The following is a 24047-nucleotide window of genomic DNA, read 5'->3' as shown; positions in this document are numbered from 1 at the left end:
TAAACTCAAAATTAGAACTGAGAAAAATTAGGAAGTTAGTTCATTTTTAACTTCTTATTTGAGTTGAGTGTGCATTTTAAACGGTTCATCGACTTATGTCACGAACGGAAAAAGAGTTTTTGCTTCACGATAGCTCTCAAGCTACACTGTATCTTTTTATGTAGGGTAAGCATTGATGAGATCACATAATCTTTTAACCTGGGTGCATCATCTTTTCTTGTTTTATAAAGAAAACGTATTTAGGAAATTATTACCAATAACAATCGTTATTGTCGTGTATGCTGAAATAATCCTTTATTTTTTTGAAAATGTAGCACGCTATAATTTAGGTCAATTCCATCTGATTTTTAGCTTTATCCTCACCATAATTATTAGTTTCAGGGTAAACACAAGCTACTCGCGTTGGTGGGAAGGACGAATTTTATGGGGTTCAATTGTCAATAACTGTAGAAACTTAGGTTTAAAATTCGAAGCTTTTATTGGTTTGCATGAATATCCTGATTTTTATGAAGCGTTGAAAAAATTACCGGTTATTATCAAATCCCATTTACGTAATGAAAATAAAGCGATCCAAACGGAGTTGCTATCCTTATGTATTCATGAGTTCGACGGAAAAAATCCGGTACTTTTGGTAACCAAAAAAATGTATCGTATTCTGAATCAATTGCGCCAAGAAAATAAATTGCAATTGGAGCAATATCTGGCGTTGGACATACATTTAGCCAATTTGATTGACTTGACTGGAGGTTGTGAGCGTATTGCAAATACCCATATGCCGCCTTCGTTTGCTTTTTTTGTGAAGCAAGCATTGCTTTTTTATGCCATCATGTTCCCCTTTGGTTGGGTAGATACCTTCGGATTTTTGATTATTCCAATGATGGTTATGATCGTATATATTTTGTTAGGTTTGGAAATGTTATCCGAAGAGTTAGAAGAGCCTTTTGGTAAAGATGATAATGATTTGCCTTTGAGTACCATCACAAAAAATATTGTTCGAAATGTAGAGCAAATAGCTGAATCCTAAATAAGGTTAAGAATTCGACATACTATATACAACGTATGGTATGCCGTTGTATGCTCTTGAAAAGTAAAAATATATAGGTTAATTTTTTAATAAAAACAATTTATTACCTATGTGTAAGTAATTTCTCCATAAGGACAAATTACCTTTTCCTACGTCCTGCGGCCTTGCCCGCAGGATCCAGAACTCTAGGCCAATTCGCGATTTCTGGATACGGAAAAGCAGTAGAACGTAGGTTGAGTTTTTCTTCGGACTATTAAGAAGTTATTGGTATAAAATCCAATATAAATTGACAGTATATCTTAAAAATAAACTTCCCTGACGTCGCAATGTTCGTCATGAGATAAGGAGGCTCGAATGGTAAATAAAAATACACCGAATCACGAACACTGCCATATACATCCAAATAAACGGATCTCCTGGACTGCTGTTTTTGTTGGTGCCCTAACGGCACTGGGTCTTAGCTTTTTATTAAATCTTTTGGGAATCGCTATTGGGTTAAGTGCCTTTAAAACGATGAGTAATGGATCTGTCATCGTGGTTGTGGGTGGTTTGTTGGGAATAATTATCGGTGTTGCGATCTCCACGATTGCTGCTGGTTATGTCGCTGGCTATTTAGGGCGATTGTATTGTCCTGCACGTAATTTGGGGATCATTTATGGTTTTACGACATGGGTGTTGGCTTTAATCTTAGGGGCTGCACTGATAGGACTTTTGAGTCAATATGTAGTGACCTATACCAACTCCGTTTCTCGCACAGTAGTGGCAGTTCCAATTACAGTGAATCAAATTTCCACTCCCGTTGGTACAACCAAAATTTCTTCTTTAACAAAAAATGGCCAAAAAGAGGCTGTAGTAGAAGTCAATGTAACTCCAACAAATCTTGCTTCAGGAGCACTCATAATTTTTGTCCTGTTTCTCCTGGGAGCTATATTCACTTGTGTTGGTGCAGGTTGGGGAATGCGTTGCAAGAAAGACGATGATTCACTTTAAAAAAAGTATATCCAAACTGTATTGCCTACATTTGAGTAATGTAGGCAAAATATTCCATTTAAAAAGGGCAATTAAAATCGTAAGGAAATACTACTGAAACACTGTTCCCCGAACCATTTAAAATAACGGGCCCTGCTTTTAAAACACATTGACCAATAGCCGGTCCTTGAAACAAAGTTGGTATTGAATAAACGGTTGCGCTGATTGTCAGAGGAGCTGGAGAGCAGGGCAATCTATCGATAAATTGAGGGGTTTTTCCACCGAACATCGTGAGGGACTTACTTAAGCCAAATTCATTCGTTACATTAAATGCGACGTTTTGATTAAATTGTACGGGCGGAGTGGCCACAGCAACTTCAACTGTACAGCTCAGATCCTCATTTGCATAAGCAGATAAGTTAATCATGCAAAGAGTGGCCATAATCATTTTTTTCAACATAACAAACTCCTAATTTTGGATTATTATCGGGGTTTAACTGATGAGCTACTCGTTATAACAGGCACCAGAGAATAATTCATTGTTTCGTCAATGTCTGCATAATATGGATATCATGTACCATAAGGTAGGTAAAAAATATATCAATTCAGAAAAAAAGATAATTTATAGTGTTTTTTATGAGCATAAAATGATGCAAATTAATGAGCACAAATGTCTGTTTCCATTGAATCAAAATGGCCGGCACCCAATCCTGACAGTTTCTCACAAAATCGAGACAGGAAAATACGTTTCTAGAGACTACAGTTTTGCCTAAAAGGCTGTAATCCCTTGCATATTCTGTCATCCCTGCCTGCGCAGGCAGGGGGATCCATCCATCAAAATAGTTCATAACTCAAATTAACCTACTGATAGATGACAGAATATGCAAGACTGCGAGATAGAGCGTTTACTCCTTGGATACAGCCCCTATTTATGGGAAAATTTTTTGAACCGGTCTGCTATCTTCGTTGAAAATTAGTTAGAATGATGAGGGTGAATATAAATTAAAGGGAGATAATGACCAGAATCATTCTTAATAAAAATCGATTGCTTGCTCGACTTATTCTCATAGCTTTTATTGGGATAGGTTGTATGGTTCAAGCTTATGCATTTTTTCCTGGGAGCAGGGAGCAATCCAATACAACTTCTATTGCTGCTCAGGTCAAACCAAAACAAAATCAGGAAATCATAGTATTAATACATGGTTTGATGCGTACTTCTCTCAGCATGTTGCCATTAAAAGTCTATCTAAAAAGACAAGGTTATCTGGTTTATTCCTATAATTATCCTTCTGCAAAATACAGTATTCAAGAGCACGGGATTTATTTGAATCAGTTTATTAAAAATTTATTAGAAAAAAATCCAGGTGTTAAAATTAATTTTATTACTCATAGTCTCGGAGGCATTATTACCCGAGAGGCACTATCCAGCCTTTCAGCAAAACAATTAAAAAATATTGGCAGTCTCATCATGCTGGCTCCACCAAATCAAGGTTCAAAACTGGCGAAGCTTTCTACTGAATTGTTTCCCATGCTTACTTTTCCAATCAAACCATTGGTTGAATTGAGTTCTGATCACGCTTCATACGTACATCATGTATCAGTACCACACATTAAAATAGGGATCATCGCAGGACGCTATGATGCGAAAGTACCACCTGAATTTGCTCGTTTAGGACAAAATGAGCCAGTGATTGTTAATTCCAGTCATACTTTTATTATGAATAATGCAAAAGCGAGGCAATTAATTTTGAGTTTCTTAAAAAACGGAACTTTTGCACCAGTAGCAGCAGGACCTAACTCTAAAAAAAGTGGATGAAAACTTCCTGAAAAGAAACATAAAAGCCAGGCTTCGGTTCATTAGACTTCTTCAAAGAGTAGTGGCAGGAGATATCGAAGTCACATGAGAATTCGAGCTATCGACGAAGCAAGTCTCCTCTGGAGTAGACTTGCCGCAGAAGTCTATTATCTTTCGTTCCTAATGTTACCAGATCGCCATCGCCATTTTCAGATCCTCTTCTTCTTGATCGGAACCCCAATCATAATCTGTTCCTTCATCATAGCCTCGAATCATGGAGCTTAACGTACGGATAATGAAAAGAATAGGATGGATGGCAATACTGACTACACTGAGCGCAGCACCTACTATATCATCGACAAGATTTAACGCATGGCTTGGTAGACTGGGCCAACAAAAGGGATTTAAAAGAAAAAATGGAGTAGCAACTACACGTAATAAAAAAGCAGTCAAGTCATACAGGGCACGAAATATATGACAGAAAAAGCTGGTAAGTGCATCAAGATGAAAGCCAAAATTATAGTAAGGATAGAACTTAAATTCTGCATAAATTGCAGCGGCTGCTGTATATGTGGCATTAAAAAAGGTACTCAGAATGATTCTCCTGAGAAAACAACAGAGCGCCATCTTATCTCATTTTTTATTAGAGTGCTATGGTTTGACTTCTTAACCCATAGGAATTATTTGCAGTGCAAAACAAGTACTTACGTTAGTAATTTTGAAACAATCCATTTTAAAGCGGATAAAATGGATTGTTTCTTTTAAAGTGTGGTATCTACTGTTTTTAAAGACCTAAACGATGTGTTCCAGTATTTGTTTTCTCAAAAATGAGTTCAGAAATTGTTTTACTTAAAAGTTCACGCACAGCTTGTTTTTTTTCTGGAGTTATCACCTCAGAAAGTAAATCTTGATACACGTTATGCTCATCGCTAAAGGTGCATTGACAAAAACCATTGATTTCTCGAAGTTGTTGGCACAGATAGGTAATTGAATCATTGTGTTCGTTATTAGGTAACGCTATTTGAAATTCATTTTCAAGCTCTTCAGCTTCAGCATAGGTTGCTAAAAGTAATAAAGTATCGAATATCTCAAGACGTTTCGCTTTCTCCACTTCATCAGGGGTTCTCTCAAAGATATCGCGCATCGAGTCAATAAACAGTTCTACTTTATCTTTCTCGTGCGCAATTTTTTCCAGTAAACGAGCGTTCATTGTATCTTCCTTTTGATCTATAAATAATTTATATCGCATTAATTTTTCACTTTATATATTATAGATGCAAGTTGTCTTTTAATAATCTGTTGTCGCTTACTGATATCTGCCGTGTACTCGATTGGGAATCAATAATTTGTTCAACCATTAAATCAATATCTTCATGCATCAAACATTCTTTCTGAACTGCTTTTAAACTACCGTGTTGTCCATACAACAAAAACATTTGTAATAAGGGTTTTTCAGCTGTATTTTCTCGTATTTTACTTTTGACTTGTTCTGAGTCGAGGATTTCCATAATTATCTGCCCTTTTTCCTTTTTAACTGTTAAACAGGGCTTGTTATTTTCACCATTTAAAACAATTTTAAATCCATAATCCATTACTGCGAATAATGAATCAATCTGAAATTCAGGTCGTTTTAATTTGTCTAAAAAAAGATGTTGATCACTTTTAGCTTGAACATTCACTCGTGCTTTATTGAAAAAAGAGGCCAAACACATCAAGGAGCCTTTATCCTGATTAATTGTTAGCGTCTTTTCTCCATGCGTATCTACAGTAGCAATCAATGGAGGAGTTGCTCCACGAGGTATATTGGTATTATAAAATGCAATGGTTGTATTAGGGGCGCAAGAAATGAGTAGGTTGATGCTTGCTGTCTTATGCATATGAAGTAAACTGGTTGTGTTCACATAGCGCCCTTTATCTGCCGAACCACTTTCCTCTTGTTTTGCCCTATCATAAGAGCGTTTAACGGCCAAAGACATATCATCCAAACACGCACAGACTACAACAGAATTATTATTTTTTTCTATTAAAGCTTTTTGTGAGGGCTTATAAGTCACGCCGTCTATAATTACATTCGGTCTTTTATTTTTTTGGGATAAAACTCGCTCTTCAACGAGTTCGCTGATCAAATAAGCGCTATCTTGTGTACGGATAAAGACTTGATCGGTTTCCTGTTTTTCAAACATCTCCGTAAATGGCATAAATATGCCTCGATAATCATCTGTGGCTAAGGAAACATAATCTTTTCTTTGTTCTCGCTTAATATATTGATTGGAAATAGTACTCTTACCACTCGCGGCTGGACCTAAAAAGACTAAATGACGATTATCGGCAAGTGAATAAACTGTTTTCTTTTGCAGCTTACATTGTTGAGTAAAATGGTCCAAATTGTTATCCAAGAATTCGGACATCATTTGGTTTACCAATTGCTTTTGGATTTTATTTTTTGCCATGATCAAACATGATTCGAATTTCAATTGATATTCATAGCTGTCTTTACTCAAGGAGGGATATATTTTTTCCATCCTTGCATGTGCATTTTCTACACAACGTTGATGTAGATCTTCTCCTTCCAGTAAAGTGTAAATTCTTGACCAATTAGTGATGAGTTGTAAATAATGAGAGCTTGATTTCAAAATTTCATGAAATAATTTTTGTGCAAGCTCGTTCACTTCTTCAGTATCAACTCGGTAATCTGTAATTAATCGTGCAGAAAGATGAAGCATCAATGCAGTTTGTAATTTGGGTACTAGCACATCAGTTAACCACTCTTCATAAGCGGCATTGGCATGCGCGAGTTGTTCCTGAATGTCACCTTCCATAAAATTAGGCTGTAATATGCGATTATATGTTTCCTGTAATTTTCGTTCCTGAAGACTCCATCGATTAAAACCTTTGAGTGTTATAACATGTCGCATATTGAAGTGTTCAACAGCAGTTTCCCTCACTTTACTTAATCTTCCAGGAACTAATTTAAATGCACCCTCAGGTGGAGCCAGTTCTTCTCTATGTTGCATAATGACTTCTACTTCAGGACGCAATGTTTCTAATGAGAGCGTTTTATGGCCTTCACGAGTATTACGCGTGATCCGGATGCTATGCAATTTTTTTCCATAAGGATTTGTTTTTTTAGCTGATGAAGACGATTCTGTTTTATGAAGGGAAAGAATATCCAGTAACGGCTTTTCCCCAGACAGATGGAGTGCTATCCTCTGTTCTTGTCTGGGAGGCGTTGGGAGCTTTACAGGTTTGTTGGATGCAGGGGGGGAGCCATTTTTCTTATTGTAAAATTCAATCCCTGCATGAATCACTTCTTTTGTAAATTCACTTATACCTTGGATTTCTCCATTTAAATTCCCAGGAATAACATCAAGTATTTCATTATCTCGGTTATAAAGGATTGTCATGACATAATCATGAGGATTAACATGCGTATACGCAATTTCAGCTAATTTTGACTTACCTACAATTTCTGCAAAAGGCTGCGAGTGAAATGATTCTTTACCACGAACGATATAGAGAATCTTTACATCGTTCATACCACCAAATTTAAGGGCTACATCAAATTTATCTGTAACTGATCGTGTCCCCCCAATCCCTGTAGTTGCCAAGGTAACAGCAGTTCCGGAGCGAATTTCATGTTTTTTAACATTATTTTCTTGTCCGGCTAATAGATGACTGTCAGCAGAATATTCACCAGTCCGGGTCATTTTCTTGGCGAAAAATACTGTTTCTTCTAACGAGTTAGTTAGGTGCCCCCCTCTAAAAACAACAGGGGCTTGCGTCATATTTAAGTGATCATTTTGATAACTTTGTACTGTATGATAATGGTGAACATCCTTTTTAAGATATGTTGTCAATTTTCTTTTAACTTGCTCTCTAAAAATAGGAGAAGGAGGTAAAACAAGACCCGATTCATTTGTTAAAAATGATAGGTTGTTTTTGTTTTTTACGTCACGAGCAGCAACAAAATTTCTATCATTCACTAATCCATTAACCAAATCGATCAAATTCAATTTCCAAATTCTATCCACATCCCGACTGTCAGGGACATATTGAATTAACTTATCATCGGGTGCAAGGAATAGGATTTTTTTGATAAAATTTTCAAAATTGCCGGCTGTTGAAGGGAACTCCTCTCCAGGTTGCAGAAGTGGAGTGCTACCATAAAATTTTTTAACTTCTTTTAAATGAATGATCAGCTGAGCTATTTTCTCATCTAACTCCTTATCTTTTGCATTTGGATTATCATCAAGGCTAGCAATTAGTGCAGTGATTTCCTTCATTAAAGTACCAACAGCATCAATCTCTTTTTTAAATTCTTCATTTATTTCTGCTGGCTCTTTCATTTGTTTTATCCAAGCATCCAGAACTTGGTTATAACGTTGACATGCTCCGTCAACCAAAAGATCTTTTAATCGCTCTAGATTTCCCTGATTTAGCCACTGATAAAGAGTAAATTTATATCCTTCATCTTTAACCAGATCGACTGCTGGTAAATGAGATAAAAATAAGCTGCTCCCCACATCATTTTCCAAAAAAGCGATTCCTTTATCTCTTAATGCTACAGTATTATTCCGTGCAATATCTCCAGTATGGCCTCTTTGAGATGTGATTTTCAAAAGCTCAGGTAAATGGCTTCTTAATTCTTCTTCAGTAGTTTGTTCATTTACAATAAAATTGCACTCACTGAAATTAATTGTTGCGTTAATTTCTTTGCCGCTTAGATCAACGACCGTATAGTGTAATGTGTCAGGGAGTAATGTGATATATAAGGTATTGGTTTGCAGTGGTCTTGATTTAGGTGGTTGTAAACTTAAATCATAACTCATTGCATTGAAAAAACTTAAAAGTGACTGACTATCAATTTCTTTAGGCGCTTCTACTTGGCTACTTTTTATTCTTCCCTTATTAAACTCGGAGGCAATATAATCGGTATATGACCGGAGAAAAGATTCATATAATGGTTCATTTGCCATAAAAGCAATGAACTGATAATAATCATCTTCTTCTGTTATCTCGTCGAAATTAGGAAAACTCTTGGTTAATTTTTTCTGTACATACAAAAATTGAGTGAATACCTCGTCAAATTGTTCCAGGGTGAAAATTCCTGCCGAGGTTAAATGTTCCAAGGTCAGTTTGGTAGATTTTTTTGCGGTAATATGTAATGCCAATTTTTGTACAAACAAAGCGTAACGTGGATTGCTCTGTAATTTCTCTATCGCTTTTTTCAAACGCTCCTTATTGAACTCCTCAGCTCCTATGTGCTGAATCACTTCGTCTTGGATATTAATCTTTTGTTTTTTAGCATCTTGAAAAATAACGAGAGCAATTTCTGGGGCAATATTATCCCATTGATAAATGACACCCTCTGTGGTTTGTTGCTGTGAATAGCTGGTAGCAGATAGACCAATAGCGCTACGTAAAGTACGATGATACTCATATCGTGACAGATCTGTATCAGTCAGCGAATCAAAGTTTATTCGTTGTTTTGAGTATAATCCAGGCATATTCGTATCAATTGTATAATTGGTGAGCTAATAATTTATAGCACAAGATTATTAAGGATTAATGAAGTGATTATTAAGATTCTTTATGATTTCATAAATCAAATTGTATAATCAAAGAAAATAAGTGATTTATTAAACCAATTACTGGGGAACATTTAGCTCCGGAAACAACCATATCAAATCGTACGATGGACAATAAATTGATTTTATATATCTCTAATGTCTAATCAGCAATACTGGGGTTTTGGATATGCGTATGACTTCCTCAGCAATACTGCCAGTAAGTATATGATGGATTCCGCGACGACCCTGAGTACCTATAACAATTAAGTCGGCGGACAATCCTCTTGCTTCATCAACAAGTTTTTCGGCAATTTGTGCTTTGGAAGGGGTGAGTTCGGTAAGTTTCATTTCAAATTCTACTTTTGAGCGACTGAGTATTTTTTTCATTGAGTCTAAAACTTCTTGTCCTTGTTTTCTGGTGAGCTCAACAAATGTTTCTCGATCGACATCACCTTCATATAAGGTATCAATTATATGAATCACGCATATCTTGGACCCCTGGCTTTTTGCGACTTTAATTGCCTCTTTTAATGCTAAAACGGATGCTTTAGTATCATTCACTGCCACCATAATTTGTTTGTACATAGATGAGACTTCCTTGCCAGTAAAATTGTTTATTTAATAATACATTAGGGTCTGTTTCCATTTCTACTATCTTGGTCAAACTGTCCAGATTTTCTGTGCTCAGATGCTCACATACTCCATGTATGCTGAGCTTCGGTACTCAAAAAACAGGCCATTTTGACTCAAGCTAGCGCATTGGAAACAGACCCTGGGGGATCGTTAGTTTTTCATTTTAAATTTCTCTACGAACTTGTAAATTTCTCTACGTACCGCGCTTTATGCGCGGTATCCAGAACGATATTTAAGATGCCGCTGAGCATTTCTATAGCGAGATCCCTGGATACCGCGCATAAAGCGCGGTACGTAGGTGAAAAATTAAGCGCGGTACGTAGGTGAAAAATTAAGCGCGGTACGTAGGTGAAAAAATTAAGCGTGGTATGTAGGTGAAAAAATTAAGCGTGGTATGTAGGCGAAAAAATTAGTGGAGGTTTCTCATCAAAATACTGAAGATACCTCAGGTAAACAGATCCCTACCTTCCTTGGCCAAACTTCCCTGATTATCTGCGTTCCGATGCTCACATACTTCATGTATGCTGCGCTTCGGTACTCAAAAATCAGGCCATTTTGACTCAAGCTAGCGCAATGGAAACAGACCTGGCTTTGCTTGCAATAATTGATATTATATATCTTTGCTGTTATAGGAGTATGTTGTAATTCTTAGTGGAGATTGGTAGATTAAAAAAATTAAGGAGATATGCTGGAATAAGTTAGAAACTACCAGGGTCTGTTTTACAAGCCCTGAAAAATACTTTGACTAAATGATCGATAGGAAGAATGATGTTTTTTAATCAAAAAGAAATTTACTATACTTTATTGTTGCTGGGATTATATTCGTCAACAGCAAGTTCTGCGGGTCACGTTCAGACACATCCTCCGGTACATAGAAGTGGTTACGCACTGATACAGGCGGGAGGTTATTGGTTGCATCAAGGCCAAGCGCAGCATCTTAATATTAACGGATTGATTGGTGATTATTTTACCGTAACGAATCATAATGACGAAAATTATTTAGTTGGTTTGGCTTATTTTGTAGATGGCCACCAAACTAAATTATTTGATATGTCTTATGGACTAAATGCTTATTATCTCGCTAAAACTTCAGTGAATGGTTATGTCATCCAAGAGAGCTTATTCCAAAATTTATCATACCATTATGATGTAGAGCACTTTCCTATTTATGTAATGGCTCGCGCTGCACTTAATACAAAAAATCCGGACTATGGGTTAATTATTGATGTAGGGACTGGTCCTAATCTTATCAATGCTCGTAATTTTAAAGAGAATTCACTTGACGGCCAGACACTTCCTGATAATATCTTTTCTAGAGATCTCACGGCACAATTTAGTGCAACCGCGGGAGTTCATGTAAAATTGAATCACGTTATTCGTGGCGGCGTGCCGTTGGAATGCGGTTATCGTTTTTTCTATTTAGGGAAAGGCCATTTCAGTTCCTTTAACGATCAAGTAAGAGAACCATTGAGCACAGGCAATACCTATGCAAATGCCTTAATCTGTGGATTGGAATTTGAAACCTAAGACTTGTTTCCAATTGCTCCGTATGGTGTAGTGTTGGATGCAGCGCAGCGGAATCCGGGTTTCGCTGCATAGCAAACAGTTTAAGGGCGTCTAATCCAATTGATAAGCCATTTTCCTTCATCAGTTCGTTCAAGACAAGCGATAGTTCCTGGAACAAAGGCAACAATGGAGCGGTCTTCATTGAGTAAAACGAGTTTACCAATAAGTTTACCCATAAAAGGCATATGCCCTACGAGCATGATGTCGTGTTGTTGCTGATTTATTTCATCTACGATCGGGCTCACGGGGTCTAGAGGTTCCAATCCTTGATGAAATTCAATCTTCTTTGAGGAGGATAAACTGGAAGCCAATATCGCCGCAGTTTGCTCGGCTCTATGCTTACTGCTATGGAGTATGCGAGCAATTTCTATTTTTTTCTCATTTAGAAAATGACCTAAACGCTCAATATCTGTTGTTCCTTTTTTACTAAGAGATTGTTGGGGATCCATTTCTTTCCCTAAATGTTCTCCATGCTGAACGAGATAAATTTTCATGGTGGCTCCTTGCTACCTGAAATTGTAGTGTTAAGTAAAGTCCGATGCGATCACGCCTTAGTTTCTTTAACGCGTAGCTGCTTTCTCAAATGAGGAAAATGGCTTGTTTTGCGAAAGCGTGTATGTCCAATGCCTATAATTTAAGTAAGCGTTTCATTATAAATGATCTGAATATTTATAGTAAGTTGAAAAAATAAAAGCAAGATAGGGGAATATGAATGATTTTCAAAGAGATTTATTGGTCTATTATGGTTTGTTTATGACATCGGTAGATGATTTTACCTGTAGCCAGCTCAATAATTGTTCCTTCAGCTCCTGAATGTTCTAAATCACATTTATCACTCAAATGTATTTTCAATGCATCGATGTTTTTTCCAGTTATTTTAGAAATAACTATTTCCTCTATTTTCACTATGGCTTCATAGGGATCGTTCTCTATAGGTGAGTTCATATCCTATACCTCCAATTTCCTGCTCCTATATATAGTATAGTGCAAACTGATAATTTTAACTGGCTAAAATACGTAAAAAATTACGCTTGTAACCTAGGCGCAGCAAGGCATTTCTCGGGTTCTGCTGCATAGCCGTCAAGCTAAGTAGAAAGTGGATCTTGTCATTCCTGCGACGGAAGGAATCCATCCATGATTGATGCCAATATAAAACAAATACTCTTAGCTGGACGGCCATGGGTTCTACTGCGCCAAGACTATAAAATATTAGTTACAGAGACTTTTATAAGCAGCAACTAGACTATTGGGATTAGAAACTGGCAAATCTGTATCAGCACTCCACATAATAGCGCCTTTAAGTTGCTTGTCCTGGATAAATCTACATACCGCTTTAACTACTTCAGGTGATTGGTAGCCCACAAATTGTTTCGCTGTTGAATTGTAGAGATAGGATCCGGTAATGAATGAATTGTTATTTTTATCCAAAGCATTCACGTGATACATTTTATAATTGAGTTGATTTACCAATTTATTTACGGCTTTATAAGGTAAAAGACCATCCTGTATTGAATATTCAGCAGCAAAATGGCTGGCCCCGGACCAAGGTTGTTCAAAGCCAGGAAGGGCGGGGTTTTCACCAAACTCTACTCCAGAAAAGCCTCTTCCATAGGCAGCTAAACCTACTTGTAATTTTTCTTTGGGCATTCCGTATGCAAGAACTTGTTCTGTAATGGAATCGGTTGCATAGTTGATTGCAAACTCATCCTTACGGGTAGTATCAGGTTGTTTTAAATAAGCATGAACTGCGGTATAGGGATCACTGCTTTGTGACCAGGGGCCGTGCAAATCATAGGTCATTAAATTGACGCTGTCAGCGTAATTTGCAATTTGTTTAAACCAACCGCCATCAACGGATTGGTTGATTTTTTCCAAATAGTCCTTATTCACGGTAATGGTTACAGAGATATATGCATCCTTGCCCAACGTGTGTCGACTGGCTTTAACTAAATCAAAAAGATGTTTGTAGTCTGCCAATGTGCTTGCATCAGGAGGTAATTGGCCACCAGTTTGCAAATCAATAGGTGGTTCGAAATCATAATCAATTCCCTTTAAATTTTTAAAATGATTCATCCAGGATTTAAATTGATTTAGGAATTTGTCCTGATTGGCAAAGATTGCAGCAAATGTGGCTGTACTGATTCCTTTATTATCTATCGTATTCGCTCCGCCAATCGCAATGATACGTTTTGCGGCATATTTATTGGAATGAATAAAAGCGCCAAAGCTATTGAGTTGTCCTACTCCTTTTTGATCTGTGTAATTAAATAATTCCTTTTGACCGGTGTTGCCGTTCATTTGTACGGAAGTACATGCACCTTGATTTGCGGCGCAAAAATCCAGGAAATTTTTAGTCTCTGGAGGTAAAGGTGATATCCAGGATCCTTCTAAAGGTAACTCACCCCAGAGATCGGCAAAATGCAGTAATCCATCCCAACTGGAAGGGATTTGATACTGTGCCTGGTTTGGATCTTTGCTATTCCATACTTGTAAAAAACTCCAGGCAATGACATCAGCCTTATTAAATTGAGCAACCATTTCTGGATTGGAAACATAGGCTAATTGTCCATAAGGTCGACCATTTTTATAAGCGCCATCATATTCATAAGGATTTTGGCCATACATAGACCAATTGGTGGTGTATAAGGTTAATGTTGCATTGGTCACTGCAGGAATAAGAGAGGCAACAAACATGGTTAATCGCATAATTTTCTTCAAAAAAGTCATTATGATTCTCCAATAGACAAGTGGTTAAATTTTAATACTTGTAATTAATAAGTAACCACTGTCATTTATGACAGGGGTCCTGGAGATCATAAGGTCAATAATTGATGCTCTAATGCCTTAGCTAAAGATTGATATTTATTTTTGGTGCCTAATTTTTTATTGATTTTTTGAATATGAAAATTAATGGTTCGCTCACTGATTTCGAGTCGTTGTGACATCTCTCTAACGGAATGCTGTTCTGCAATCAACAATAAACATTGAATTTCCCGTTGGGTTAAATGAAATGCTTCTTTTTCACTAACCTGATCTAAAAGATGAGTCTGAATGTAATGGTAATAGTGATGTGCTGCAACAAAGAATTCATATTGTGCACAACTATTTTGTAAATTACATTGTTGATGTTGCATTTGTACTAATAACAGAATTGCAAAATTATTATGGGGACCATGAATAGGAATTGATAGACCTGATTCCGCGCCAAATGCTATGGAATCGCTGCGCATTTTACGCTCTGACTCACTGGTTGCTTGTGCCAATTGCTGTTTTAAATTCCAGTAAATCGGTAAATGGTTGTTATATACAAAGTTTAGTGTACTGTCGATGTTATGGTATTGTTCGGCAAGGTAATGTTGATGCCAGGATTTGAAATTGGCAGAACACATATCATATTTTAAGCGATTGGCTGAATTTGGATGGTAGGCATAATAAGTGAATGAAAATGTTGTAATACCTTTTTTATTTAAATAACAACTCAAGGCATAATCACAATCAGTCAGTGAGGATGCTTGAGCTAATTCATTTTCTAATGTAACGAGGAAATCAATCATACTTATTCATCACGCTGCAGGTTATAATGACTAGTACGGTATTTGCTGCAAAAATATAAAGAAAAAAACCGGAATATCCCAATAGGTGTTCTATCCAGCCACTTAATGCGCCAAAAAGTACATAACTTAAAGCCATGAGGGAAGTACAAACGGTATACATTGACATCGGATAATCACTTTCATTGGCAACCTTCAATAGGTATCCCATATAAGTCCCATTGGCTAATCCCACGGAAAATTGATTCAATAAAATAACAAGATAAAGTAGAGGAGTATTTGCATGAAATAAGGGGAATAAAAAGTAAAGTGAATGACCTAGTAGCAACAATATGGTCACATTTTTTAAGCATTTTTCAAGGAGAAAATGCGTAATAAGCCATCCTGACGCAAAAATACCCAGCATCAAGGATATACTCCCAGAAATTCCGTATAGTTGTCCCACCTGATATAAATTGAAACCTAATCCCCCTTTATCGAGCAAAAATAGAGGAATAATCTTCTGCATTTGCGCTTCGGAAAAATTGTATAAAAAAATAAAAAATAAGATAGGATAGAGTGCAGTATTAAAAAGAAGTGTTTTAAAAACTTGGCGATAATTCGGATTAATTGTTTCTTGTTTTGTCTGGGCCTCTGGAATTCTGGCTTTATGATACAGGGTGAGTACAAAACCTATAGCAAACAAGCTGAAAAAAAACATTGGCCACACCTTAAGTTCGTAATTCAAGGCTAAGCTTCCAATAAAAGCCAATAAACCTCCTTTAATGATTAAGCGTCCCATTTGATAAAAGAAACTTCGTAAAGAGACATATCTTTTTTGTTCTTCACTATTTAAATTAAGTAAATAAATACCATCGGAGACAATATCATGAAGTGAGGAAATAAAGGCAAGGGCAGCGAAACTTAATGAACTGATCACAAGAAAATTGGGGTTTTCAACACAAAATGCCAATATTATAAAAAGCAGAGTCACAGTCGCTTGAGTATAAAGCGTTAATTTTTTTTTCGTACCAAGATTTTCCAGAAAAGGAGCAAATAGAGGCTTAATTGTCCAAGGCAGCATGAAGAGACTGGTCAAGAAAGCAGTCTGGGTATTGGTCATTCCATACTGTTGATACATAATGGTTGCGATCAAAGTGACTACCACATAGGGCATACTTTGAAAAAAATAAAGACTGGCTATCCATGGATGACTCTTTGGAGATGCTGAGAAGAACACGTGTTAATTCCAATCTAATGTTGCCCACATTGTACCATAATCGATCAGGAATGAAAAATCGAACTCAATTTATTGCGGATAGGATTGTTGTAGGGGCTCTGCGACAGGAAGTTGATAATCTAAAGCTTTCAATTCTTCTTTCATCTTAGCAATATAGGTATCCAAAGATTGCTGCAGTTCGCTCGGATTTTGAATGGTCAAATTCTTTATTCGCTCTGAAATAAGTAGCATGTCTTTGGCACAAATTGTTTTGATTTTATATTTGAAAAAAATATTCTCATTAATATATGAAATAATTTCTTGCATGTTTGCAGGGATTTTCACTTCAACTATAGGGTTGGCGGAATATAATTCAAGATAGATATGTGCTTTTACCAAATTGGAAATGGCAGGATTTATTAAGAGAGCCAGCTTGTGCAAATGTTCTGAAAGATTCGTTTTAAATGATTTTGTATCCATCAGCCATGCTGCAAGAGAAAAAGAGTTATCTTCCATGCCATAGGCTACATTTGATTGATAGATATATCCTAAAACACCCTTGGATGTTTTTTCACAAGCAAGCATGACATAGGAATGTCCTGGTATGTCGATACGAATAATTTTGGGTAAGTCTTGTTCCAGTTCTTCAATAAGATGTACTAGGGAAGAAGTTTCTTTCCCGGAGGAAATCATTTCATCCCCTGTTATCATTTTACAAAACGTATTTGCAATATCACCACATCCAACTGGAGCAAAAATGGAATTAGCTATAGAGGTATGGAGTAGTCCATTTTGTTCCATGATCAAAAGAATCTTGACGGTAGATTCCAAATCTATTCCGGATATAGCCAAATAAAGTCGAGCATCAGCCACACTTTTATAGCGGTTCGCATAGGCAGATAATACGAGCTTGCGAAAAACAGAATCAAAATTATCTATTGATGAAAACTCATAAGGAGAAACAGTGAAAAAAACGGATCTGCTGTGCATGAAAATAGAATAAAATTATATATTGTTATACAATACTGCAGCTTTTTGTTATTTGTGGCAAGAATTTTAGTTAACTAAATATATTATGCGCGAACATTATAAATTTTTTAAAGAAGTCAATACATTTAAAGTCCATACCCAAACGATACTAAATCGTCTAAGAAAACTAAAGGACCCTAATTTAGTTAATGCGATTGATCTTGTTATTGATGGACATTTCAATAGTTCCTTTCCTGCCGAGATCGTAACCTTAAATGCTCTTTTAAATCATCCGGAGCAATTTATTAAAAATATAGACTCCGAAGCTAAAGAAGAAATTCAATCCGAAATTAAGGAAATGTTGGCGTGTTTTGTATCTGAATGCCGCGATGAGATAATGTGCGCAAGGGCGGTAGTACGAGTTTAAGAAAGATTGCTTCCTGTTTGGGTAGTTCCCTATTCTATTCTGAACTCTTATTGATTATCATCATCTTCTTCTTCCTCAATCCAGCAATCACTTGGACCTCCAGGAGGCGTTGGACGCCTTGGCATTGGTGTCGGATGAAATGTTGCTTTTTTTTCATTTCTAGTGCTGCGTGTTGCTTCTTTTTCCCGATGGGTGTTGATAATTCGGGTTAGGGTATCAATTAGATTTTGTCCTTTAAATAAGAAAAAAAGATCATTATCCTGGATGGATTCATCTGATTCACATTTGCTAATTATGAATAAATTCGCGTCATTTTTATCATTAAAGTTTGCAATTCCTCTTTTTTCCAAAATAGTTTGTGTCCTAATCATTACGTGGAATGGAAGTTGAATAAGATTAAGATCTCCATTACCTTCTGCAAATTTCGCATAAGCTACAGAAATATTTTCCCGATTTATTTCATGTACTAAATCAGAATCATCATAGAGCCTGAAAATAATTTTTTGTTTTTCCAAATCTGCATTTGCTGATTTTTTCGCAAGAAAGATGCGTGTGTCATTCAATTCCCCAAACTCGGCAATGACTTTTTCTTCACCTCGTGCAAATTGTTCGGTAATTTTATATCGCATAATCCAATCACTTTCTTAGAAAGAATGAGGTCACCTATTTGCTATTCCTTAAAAATATTGTATAGCTATGGCAATCTATAGTAAAACTGCAAAATGTTAAACTGATGTTGTAATGGTACTTGGAATTGGTTTTAAGTTTTTCACGTAAACATGCATCTGTTGCCGGGTAATATAACTGTCCCTTTTTGTCAATCGTAGATTGAAGAATGATTACTTCAGGCTTTATTTTCATCACCTCGTCACATTGCCACTGATACATATCTGGATGGAAGCTCATCGCTTTATTGTTAAGACAATATGAGTCTAAAAAATTCAAATTACTTCGATAACCAATGAGACCCACATCACCCAATGCCACCCATGAACCTTGGGGTATATAACGATCTAACCAGTCTGCAACACGTTCTCTTAATACTTCCCCTTGTTGGGGATTGATAGTAAAAGTACGATACGCTTTTAAACTCATTGCTGGGATGAAAAAAAATGCGATATTTCCCGCAATAATATATAAAGTAAATGCATAAACTTCATTCCTTTCTGGTAGATACTTGTCAAGAAAGCGCATTAATCCTTGTAAAGCAAGAGGAAGAATTAACGCAAAAGCAGGTAGAAATAAACGATTGAAGTATGCTGAAAGAGGATCGGCATTCAATAAAAGCAGCAAATAAATAAGTGATGGCAACCAAAAAAAGTAAAGAAGTTTATCTTTTGACTTATAACTCGCCGCAGCAGCAAGGAGTAAAAAAGGCCAGGCAAAACGTAGATAAGACCAATCTAATTTATAGATAAACTCATTGCTGAAGCCTTTGCAATAAATGGGATTGGGAAGTAACCGGCCAAAATAATGCCATCTCCAGAAAAAATAGGGCACAAAAATTCCAGCGAATACTAGCCCACTTAAAAAAAGATGCCAGTAATATGTTTTAAAAAAGGATGGACGATCCCAAAGTGCTAACATATAAAATAGAAGAGCGAGTATAGGGGCTTCAGGACGTGTTAATGCGGCAAATGCAAAAAATAGCCCCGAAAAAACTAAAAACAAGGGTTTTGATTGGGTGCGTATTGCGGGGAATAGGGTATAACCTATTCCCCGCAATAAAAAAAACAAGGCAAAGCAAATAAATGCTTGGTAAACTGCTGTCTCCATGCCACTCACAGCCCAGAAAATTTGCCCCCGATACATTAACAGCCAAAAACAAGGAATAAGTGCAAACCACATTGAGCATAATAATCGGGACAAACAATATACTGCACACGTTGTAAACGCCAATCCCAAAAAACCTGCCACTTTTAATAAAAGAATAGGATTTAAATTTAAAGCCATTCCTGCAGCAGACAGCAGAAGAAAACTAAAACTGGAATATCCTTCTACCGGGGCTTCTCCACGATTCCATAACAATCCACTTCCACTAATCCAATGTTTGGCATAACGTAATGGGATATAAACATCATCAATAATAAACGACCAGGCAGCATGGGACTGTAAAAGAAGAAAGTAAGCACCAACACACAGTATGAGTAGTATATATAGTTTTTTAGACATTAAAGTTCATCGATCCCGTATGATACAAAGTTATCCATAAATCTCATTATTCTAAATTTGTATGCGGAGATAATTGGCTTTCAATAATAGTAGAACAAAAAGTATAAAAATCGTATCCTTTTGATGCTTTATTTCTTAAACGTTTATTCATTCTCTATGCATTGGAGCAGCATTGATGGGCTTTAGAGCCTCTATGCTATGTTTGGGGTAACGACGTTATAGCGTGAATGCTTACGAAAACCTCTAATCAACATGTTCCTTAGTGAAGGCATGAATTTCTGGAATAATAATATTACGGAATTTCTTGCCGTTGAACAATCCATAATGACCTACTCCTTTTGCAAGGAAATATTTTTTCATGGAGTCCGGTAAATTTTTACATAAACCCAGCACTGATTTTGTTTGTCCTACGCCTGTGATGTCATCCCGCTCACCTTCAATTGCTAAAATAGAGGTGTTCTGTATATCCTGTAAACGTACGTTATGACCACGCGATTTGTATCGACCAGTTGTTAACAGTTTTTCTTGAAATACGGTATTTATTGTCTGCATATAAAATTCAGCAGTCAGATCCATGGTAGAAAAATATTCAAGGTAGAATTTGATTATCTTGAAAGCTGCCTCCTTTTCATTTTCCCCGTAGCGATCAACCGCTTTTTGCAATGATTCCATATGACGTTGAAAATTCATACTCATAAAACCCGCAAGTTGCATAAATCCCGGGTAAACAAGACGCATCGCACCAGGAAAACGAGAAGGTACAATCGAAATTACATTTTGTTGGAACCAGTCATCTCCTCTGGAAGACGCTAACTCATTTACTGATGTGGGAGATTGATTCGTATCAATTGGTCCTCCAAGTAATATCGCTGTACGCGGTAGATTGGGCGAATTATTGGTGGACATAAGCGCAATTGCAGCTAAAACAGGAACCGTAGGCTGGCAGACTGCCATAACATTCAAATTGGGTGCAAGTAAATTTAAATAAGAAATGATGTACTCGATGAACTCATCCAAATCAAATGAGCCTTCAATTAAAGGGACATCGCGCGCATTTTTCCAGTCCGTGATATAGACATCATAAAAAGGAAGTAAATTTTTCACGGTATCACGTAATAAGGTTGCATAATGGCCAGACATTGGTGCAACTACGAGCAGTTTGGGTAAATTCAGCCGTTCCCCATTTACTTTTTTAAAACGAATCAGATTGCAAAAACTTTTCTTGTGTATTAGTTCTTCTTGAATATCATAATATTCATCTTTGATTTTAACTTCGTTAATATCAAATTTTGGTTTATCATATACATTGGTAACCATATGAAATATATAAGAATATCCGGATAATCTACGAAAATGACCTGAAGTTGCATCCAATATTTTTTTCAATCCACTTTGCTCATCATCTGACATATAAGGAATGCGAACAGGTAAATTAATGTTGTCAGAAATTCTGCGAAAGCGTTTTGCCATATTGTCAAAATAATCTGAGTAAGGTTGAAGTAAACGCATATTAAAATCGTAGATATTGTAAAGATACCGATTATCAAGAGGATTAAACATTTACATGCCTCGCATTTTAGGATGATTCAACTGGAATGGTGGATTACAATATTAAGTAATATACACAAAATTATAAAATAGCAAATTCTCTCATTTTGTGTTTCCCCAACACTGAGAATAATAATAGCAGTCCCTTATTTCCTCATGAATCATGGTTGCCGGTTTTCCTGCTTTAAATTGATAGATAAGCATCTTGGCGCTGACAAGACGTTGTTGAAGAAGCGCCACCAGGGAATGTGAATTTTTTTCTGCTTTACCATAAAACTCAGCATTTAAATGGGATTTCAATTCATCGGCGTGTAATGAAGAATCTAAAGTAATTGCGTTGAATGACTGTATTAATGCTTCTTCTAATAAATGAGGGTTTTGATTCATATTTTTCTCAGCTACTGTAATTGCCTCACAAAAACCTTCAAGCATGGAGCGGCTAATTGGATCTTTTTCAGACATGTTGAATAAATCAGAAATTACTGTATGAGGAAGTAGAGGCGCAACTAATTTATCAAAGGGGAGAGCAAAACCATGACGGTAATGATCACGATAGTTCTGTCCAAAAAATGAGTAACTTATTTTTTTAGCCGGAGAAAAATCAGGATCATCCAATGCTAAAGTATCTGCATGCCGTCCTTTGTAACTCAGAATACCTGCACAACCAAAATCAACAATGGCGGCTCGCTTTACAGCATTACTATCCATGCAATAGCCAGAGTTGAGTAATTTAGAATTTAATAAATCCCATAAATTAAAAACTAAAGCTACGGCATACAATTGACCTAGAATTCTTGCTTCTTCTGATGTGAGTGATAGATGAGCACGTTTGGGTAAATATTCTCGTTCGAATAAAGGTTCTGATTTGACTGCTTCTTTTTTTGCTAAAAATTCGGAAAAACTGTTTATGAATTTAGAAATGACGCCGATTGACTTATCTTTATCAACATAAAGATAGTTTTCGGGGACAACTAAAATACCCTCAAACATTTTTTTTGCCATAAGAGGAATTAAAACCTCAAGAAAAGCACTTTCAAGTTTGATTGAGAAAATATGTTCCATTGTATCAAATGAAGGATTTTTCAGTTCCTCATTAGAAAGATATCCTTTAAATACATCTTCTACTGTTAGGGGATCCGGTTTTTTGATCAGATAATAAGCACCAAATTGATCGCATAATATTCTTTTTTCCGTGATTCCCTTTGATAAAGAGGATGCAATTTTCTCTGGCAACTCGTCTTTTTTTACCTCTACTAGCTCAATATTAGGATGAAGCTTTGGCATGATTCATCTCCCACGAAAAACTCAATAAATGTCATTTGTTATTGATTTTCAGTTGAATACTAAAGTTATTTTTGAGTAAAAAATGCTTTATTATTTCCATCTTATTACACAAAGAAAGAAAAAGGCACTATTTTATCTTGTTTTTGAGAAGTGAGTGAAGTGTAGACTGTTAGAGTGTTGAAAGATCTAATTTAATTTCTTCAATATTATCTGTATTGGCCATGAATTTTATATTTGAAATAAAATATGTTCTATTCAATTCAGACCAAATCACATCATTGGCTGGAATGTGATTTGGCTATGGGCGATTGCAGAACTCAATTAAGCACTCATATATTGACCGCCATTGATATCTATATTAGAACCCGTAATAAATCCCGCTTCTTCACTTACTAAAAATGAAACTGCATTGGCAACTTCTTCGGGTTTACCTAGTCGTCCTACCGGGATACTGCTTGTGATTTTATCAAGGATGTCTTTTTTCAAAGTAGTGACCATGGATGTTTCAATATAACCAGGGGAAATGGTATTTACAGTGATTCCTTTATTTGCAACTTCCAGAGCCAAGCTTTTTGAGAATCCAAATAATGCAGATTTTGTTGCCGCATAATTGCATTGACCCAATTGTCCTTTTCGACCATTAATTGATGAAATACACACAATACGCCCGTAATTATTCTCAATCATGAAGGGCAGAACGTTACGTGTAATATTGAAAGTGCTTGTTAAATTTGCATCAATTATCTGTTGCCAATGGTGAGGTTCCATTTTTTTTAAGCTGACATCGCATGTGGCCCCTGCGTTATTTATCAGGATGTCAATGCGGCCAAAGCGCTCAATAATTGAATTGGTGAGTGTTTCACAATCAGAAAAATTGATTAAATTTGCAAAAAGAATTTCAATATCATACCCTGCTTTTTTTTGTGCAGTTTGCCATTGCAATACTTCATCATGTTTACCATTTTTAAAGTAACACGCAACAACTTTATAATTCGCTGCGAGACGACGGCAAATTGCAGTACCTATTCCTCCTGTACCTCCAGTAACAACTGCTATTTTTCTATCCATGAATAGAATCTCCCGATGAAATTGGATATTGGCTTTCTTTATGCTAGATTAAGCGTTTCGATATTATTCAAAATTTTATCGTAATATGACTAGTTAGTTTTTACCTTGGAAGGCGCTATGGTAAACCCTAATAAACTAAAATTCACGAAAATGGATAGAAAAGCGGTTAAATCTGTTAAAGTGGTCGAAGAGTTTTTCGTAATGCAGGAATTGCTTTAATTAAGAAAAATTAACCGTTTATATTGGGGATAGCCGCATTGTGCTTTCTAATTA

General features: G+C 36.3%; 21 protein-coding genes. 5 read left to right on the top strand and 16 right to left on the bottom strand.

The features are described 5' to 3' along the window. Positions 1 to 175: 175 nt before the first annotated feature. Complete coding sequence (locus LXO92_RS14640; RefSeq protein ID WP_182350268.1) at positions 176 to 1024, top strand: bestrophin family protein; 849 nt, start codon at positions 176 to 178, stop codon at positions 1022 to 1024. A gap of 354 nt (positions 1025 to 1378) precedes the next feature. Further along, on the top strand, positions 1379 to 2014 hold the full coding sequence (locus LXO92_RS14635; protein WP_182350267.1) for a hypothetical protein: 636 nt from the start codon (positions 1379 to 1381) through the stop codon (positions 2012 to 2014). 58 nt (positions 2015 to 2072) lie between these two features. On the opposite strand, the gene LXO92_RS14630 is transcribed toward LXO92_RS14635, so the two are convergent. Further along, positions 2073 to 2453, bottom strand: coding sequence for a hypothetical protein (locus LXO92_RS14630; protein ID WP_182350266.1), 381 nt, complete (start codon positions 2451 to 2453; stop codon positions 2073 to 2075). A gap of 555 nt (positions 2454 to 3008) precedes the next feature. Here LXO92_RS14630 and LXO92_RS14625 point away from each other — a divergent pair. After that, positions 3009 to 3809, top strand: coding sequence for an esterase/lipase family protein (locus LXO92_RS14625; RefSeq protein WP_182350265.1), 801 nt, complete (start codon positions 3009 to 3011; stop codon positions 3807 to 3809). A gap of 165 nt (positions 3810 to 3974) precedes the next feature. Here the strand turns inward: LXO92_RS14625 and LXO92_RS14620 are convergent, their stop codons facing one another. The 4 genes from LXO92_RS14620 to LXO92_RS14605 form a co-directional block, all read right to left on the bottom strand. Next, on the bottom strand, positions 3975 to 4415 hold the full coding sequence (locus LXO92_RS14620; RefSeq protein ID WP_182350264.1) for a hypothetical protein: 441 nt from the start codon (positions 4413 to 4415) through the stop codon (positions 3975 to 3977). A gap of 157 nt (positions 4416 to 4572) precedes the next feature. Beyond that, complete coding sequence (locus LXO92_RS14615) at positions 4573 to 4998, bottom strand: hypothetical protein (protein WP_232891232.1); 426 nt, start codon at positions 4996 to 4998, stop codon at positions 4573 to 4575. A gap of 58 nt (positions 4999 to 5056) precedes the next feature. Continuing rightward, positions 5057 to 9295: a zeta toxin family protein gene (locus LXO92_RS14610; RefSeq protein WP_232891231.1), complete on the bottom strand. Its 4239-nt coding sequence runs from the start codon at positions 9293 to 9295 to the stop codon at positions 5057 to 5059. A gap of 216 nt (positions 9296 to 9511) precedes the next feature. Then, entirely contained in the window at positions 9512 to 9943 is a 432-nt protein-coding gene (locus tag LXO92_RS14605; protein WP_182350261.1) for a universal stress protein, read from the bottom strand. An 813-nt stretch (positions 9944 to 10756) separates the two neighbouring features. Here LXO92_RS14605 and LXO92_RS14600 point away from each other — a divergent pair. Beyond that, a complete protein-coding gene (locus LXO92_RS14600; RefSeq protein WP_232891230.1) occupies positions 10757 to 11518 on the top strand; it encodes a hypothetical protein in 762 nt (253 codons plus the stop codon). 80 nt (positions 11519 to 11598) lie between these two features. Here the strand turns inward: LXO92_RS14600 and sixA are convergent, their stop codons facing one another. The 6 genes from sixA to LXO92_RS14570 all read right to left on the bottom strand — a co-directional run bounded on the left by sixA (position 11599) and on the right by LXO92_RS14570 (position 17296). Beyond that, positions 11599 to 12051, bottom strand: coding sequence for a phosphohistidine phosphatase SixA (sixA, locus tag LXO92_RS14595; RefSeq protein ID WP_182350260.1), 453 nt, complete (start codon positions 12049 to 12051; stop codon positions 11599 to 11601). A gap of 235 nt (positions 12052 to 12286) precedes the next feature. Further along, a complete protein-coding gene (locus LXO92_RS14590; RefSeq protein WP_182350259.1) occupies positions 12287 to 12502 on the bottom strand; it encodes a hypothetical protein in 216 nt (71 codons plus the stop codon). A 264-nt stretch (positions 12503 to 12766) separates the two neighbouring features. Further along, a complete protein-coding gene (locus LXO92_RS14585; protein WP_182350258.1) occupies positions 12767 to 14284 on the bottom strand; it encodes a glycosyl hydrolase family 18 protein in 1518 nt (505 codons plus the stop codon). 86 nt (positions 14285 to 14370) lie between these two features. Next, positions 14371 to 15111, bottom strand: coding sequence for a helix-turn-helix transcriptional regulator (locus LXO92_RS14580; protein WP_182350257.1), 741 nt, complete (start codon positions 15109 to 15111; stop codon positions 14371 to 14373). After that, positions 15104 to 16327, bottom strand: a complete 1224-nt coding sequence (locus LXO92_RS14575) for an MFS transporter (RefSeq protein WP_232891229.1) — start codon at positions 16325 to 16327, stop codon at positions 15104 to 15106. The genes LXO92_RS14580 and LXO92_RS14575 overlap by 8 nt, the downstream gene beginning before the upstream one ends. A 69-nt stretch (positions 16328 to 16396) precedes the next feature. Continuing rightward, a complete protein-coding gene (locus LXO92_RS14570; RefSeq protein ID WP_232891228.1) occupies positions 16397 to 17296 on the bottom strand; it encodes a hypothetical protein in 900 nt (299 codons plus the stop codon). An 85-nt stretch (positions 17297 to 17381) separates the two neighbouring features. Here LXO92_RS14570 and LXO92_RS14565 point away from each other — a divergent pair, with 85 nt between their 5' ends. Further along, positions 17382 to 17702, top strand: a complete 321-nt coding sequence (locus LXO92_RS14565; RefSeq protein WP_182350255.1) for a hypothetical protein — start codon at positions 17382 to 17384, stop codon at positions 17700 to 17702. A 47-nt stretch (positions 17703 to 17749) separates the two neighbouring features. Here LXO92_RS14565 and LXO92_RS14560 read toward each other — a convergent pair whose 3' ends face one another. The 5 genes from LXO92_RS14560 to phbB all read right to left on the bottom strand — a co-directional run bounded on the left by LXO92_RS14560 (position 17750) and on the right by phbB (position 23774). After that, entirely contained in the window at positions 17750 to 18331 is a 582-nt protein-coding gene (locus tag LXO92_RS14560) for a hypothetical protein (protein WP_182350254.1), read from the bottom strand. Between the two features lie 34 nt (positions 18332 to 18365). Next, on the bottom strand, positions 18366 to 19874 hold the full coding sequence (locus LXO92_RS14555) for a protein LphB (protein WP_182350253.1): 1509 nt from the start codon (positions 19872 to 19874) through the stop codon (positions 18366 to 18368). Positions 19875 to 20117: 243 nt separating this feature from the next. Then, on the bottom strand, positions 20118 to 21434 hold the full coding sequence (gene phaZ / locus LXO92_RS14550) for a polyhydroxyalkanoate depolymerase (RefSeq protein ID WP_182350252.1): 1317 nt from the start codon (positions 21432 to 21434) through the stop codon (positions 20118 to 20120). Positions 21435 to 21524: 90 nt separating this feature from the next. Next, on the bottom strand, positions 21525 to 22706 hold the full coding sequence (locus tag LXO92_RS14545; RefSeq protein ID WP_182350251.1) for a hypothetical protein: 1182 nt from the start codon (positions 22704 to 22706) through the stop codon (positions 21525 to 21527). A gap of 321 nt (positions 22707 to 23027) precedes the next feature. Further along, on the bottom strand, positions 23028 to 23774 hold the full coding sequence (gene phbB, locus LXO92_RS14540) for an acetoacetyl-CoA reductase (protein ID WP_182350250.1): 747 nt from the start codon (positions 23772 to 23774) through the stop codon (positions 23028 to 23030). Between the last annotated feature and the right edge of the window lie 273 nt (positions 23775 to 24047).

This window comes from Legionella resiliens, from assembly GCF_021344005.1.
GTDB lineage: Bacteria > Pseudomonadota > Gammaproteobacteria > Legionellales > Legionellaceae > Legionella > Legionella resiliens.
This window is presented reverse-complemented; position numbering and strand designations above follow the sequence as displayed.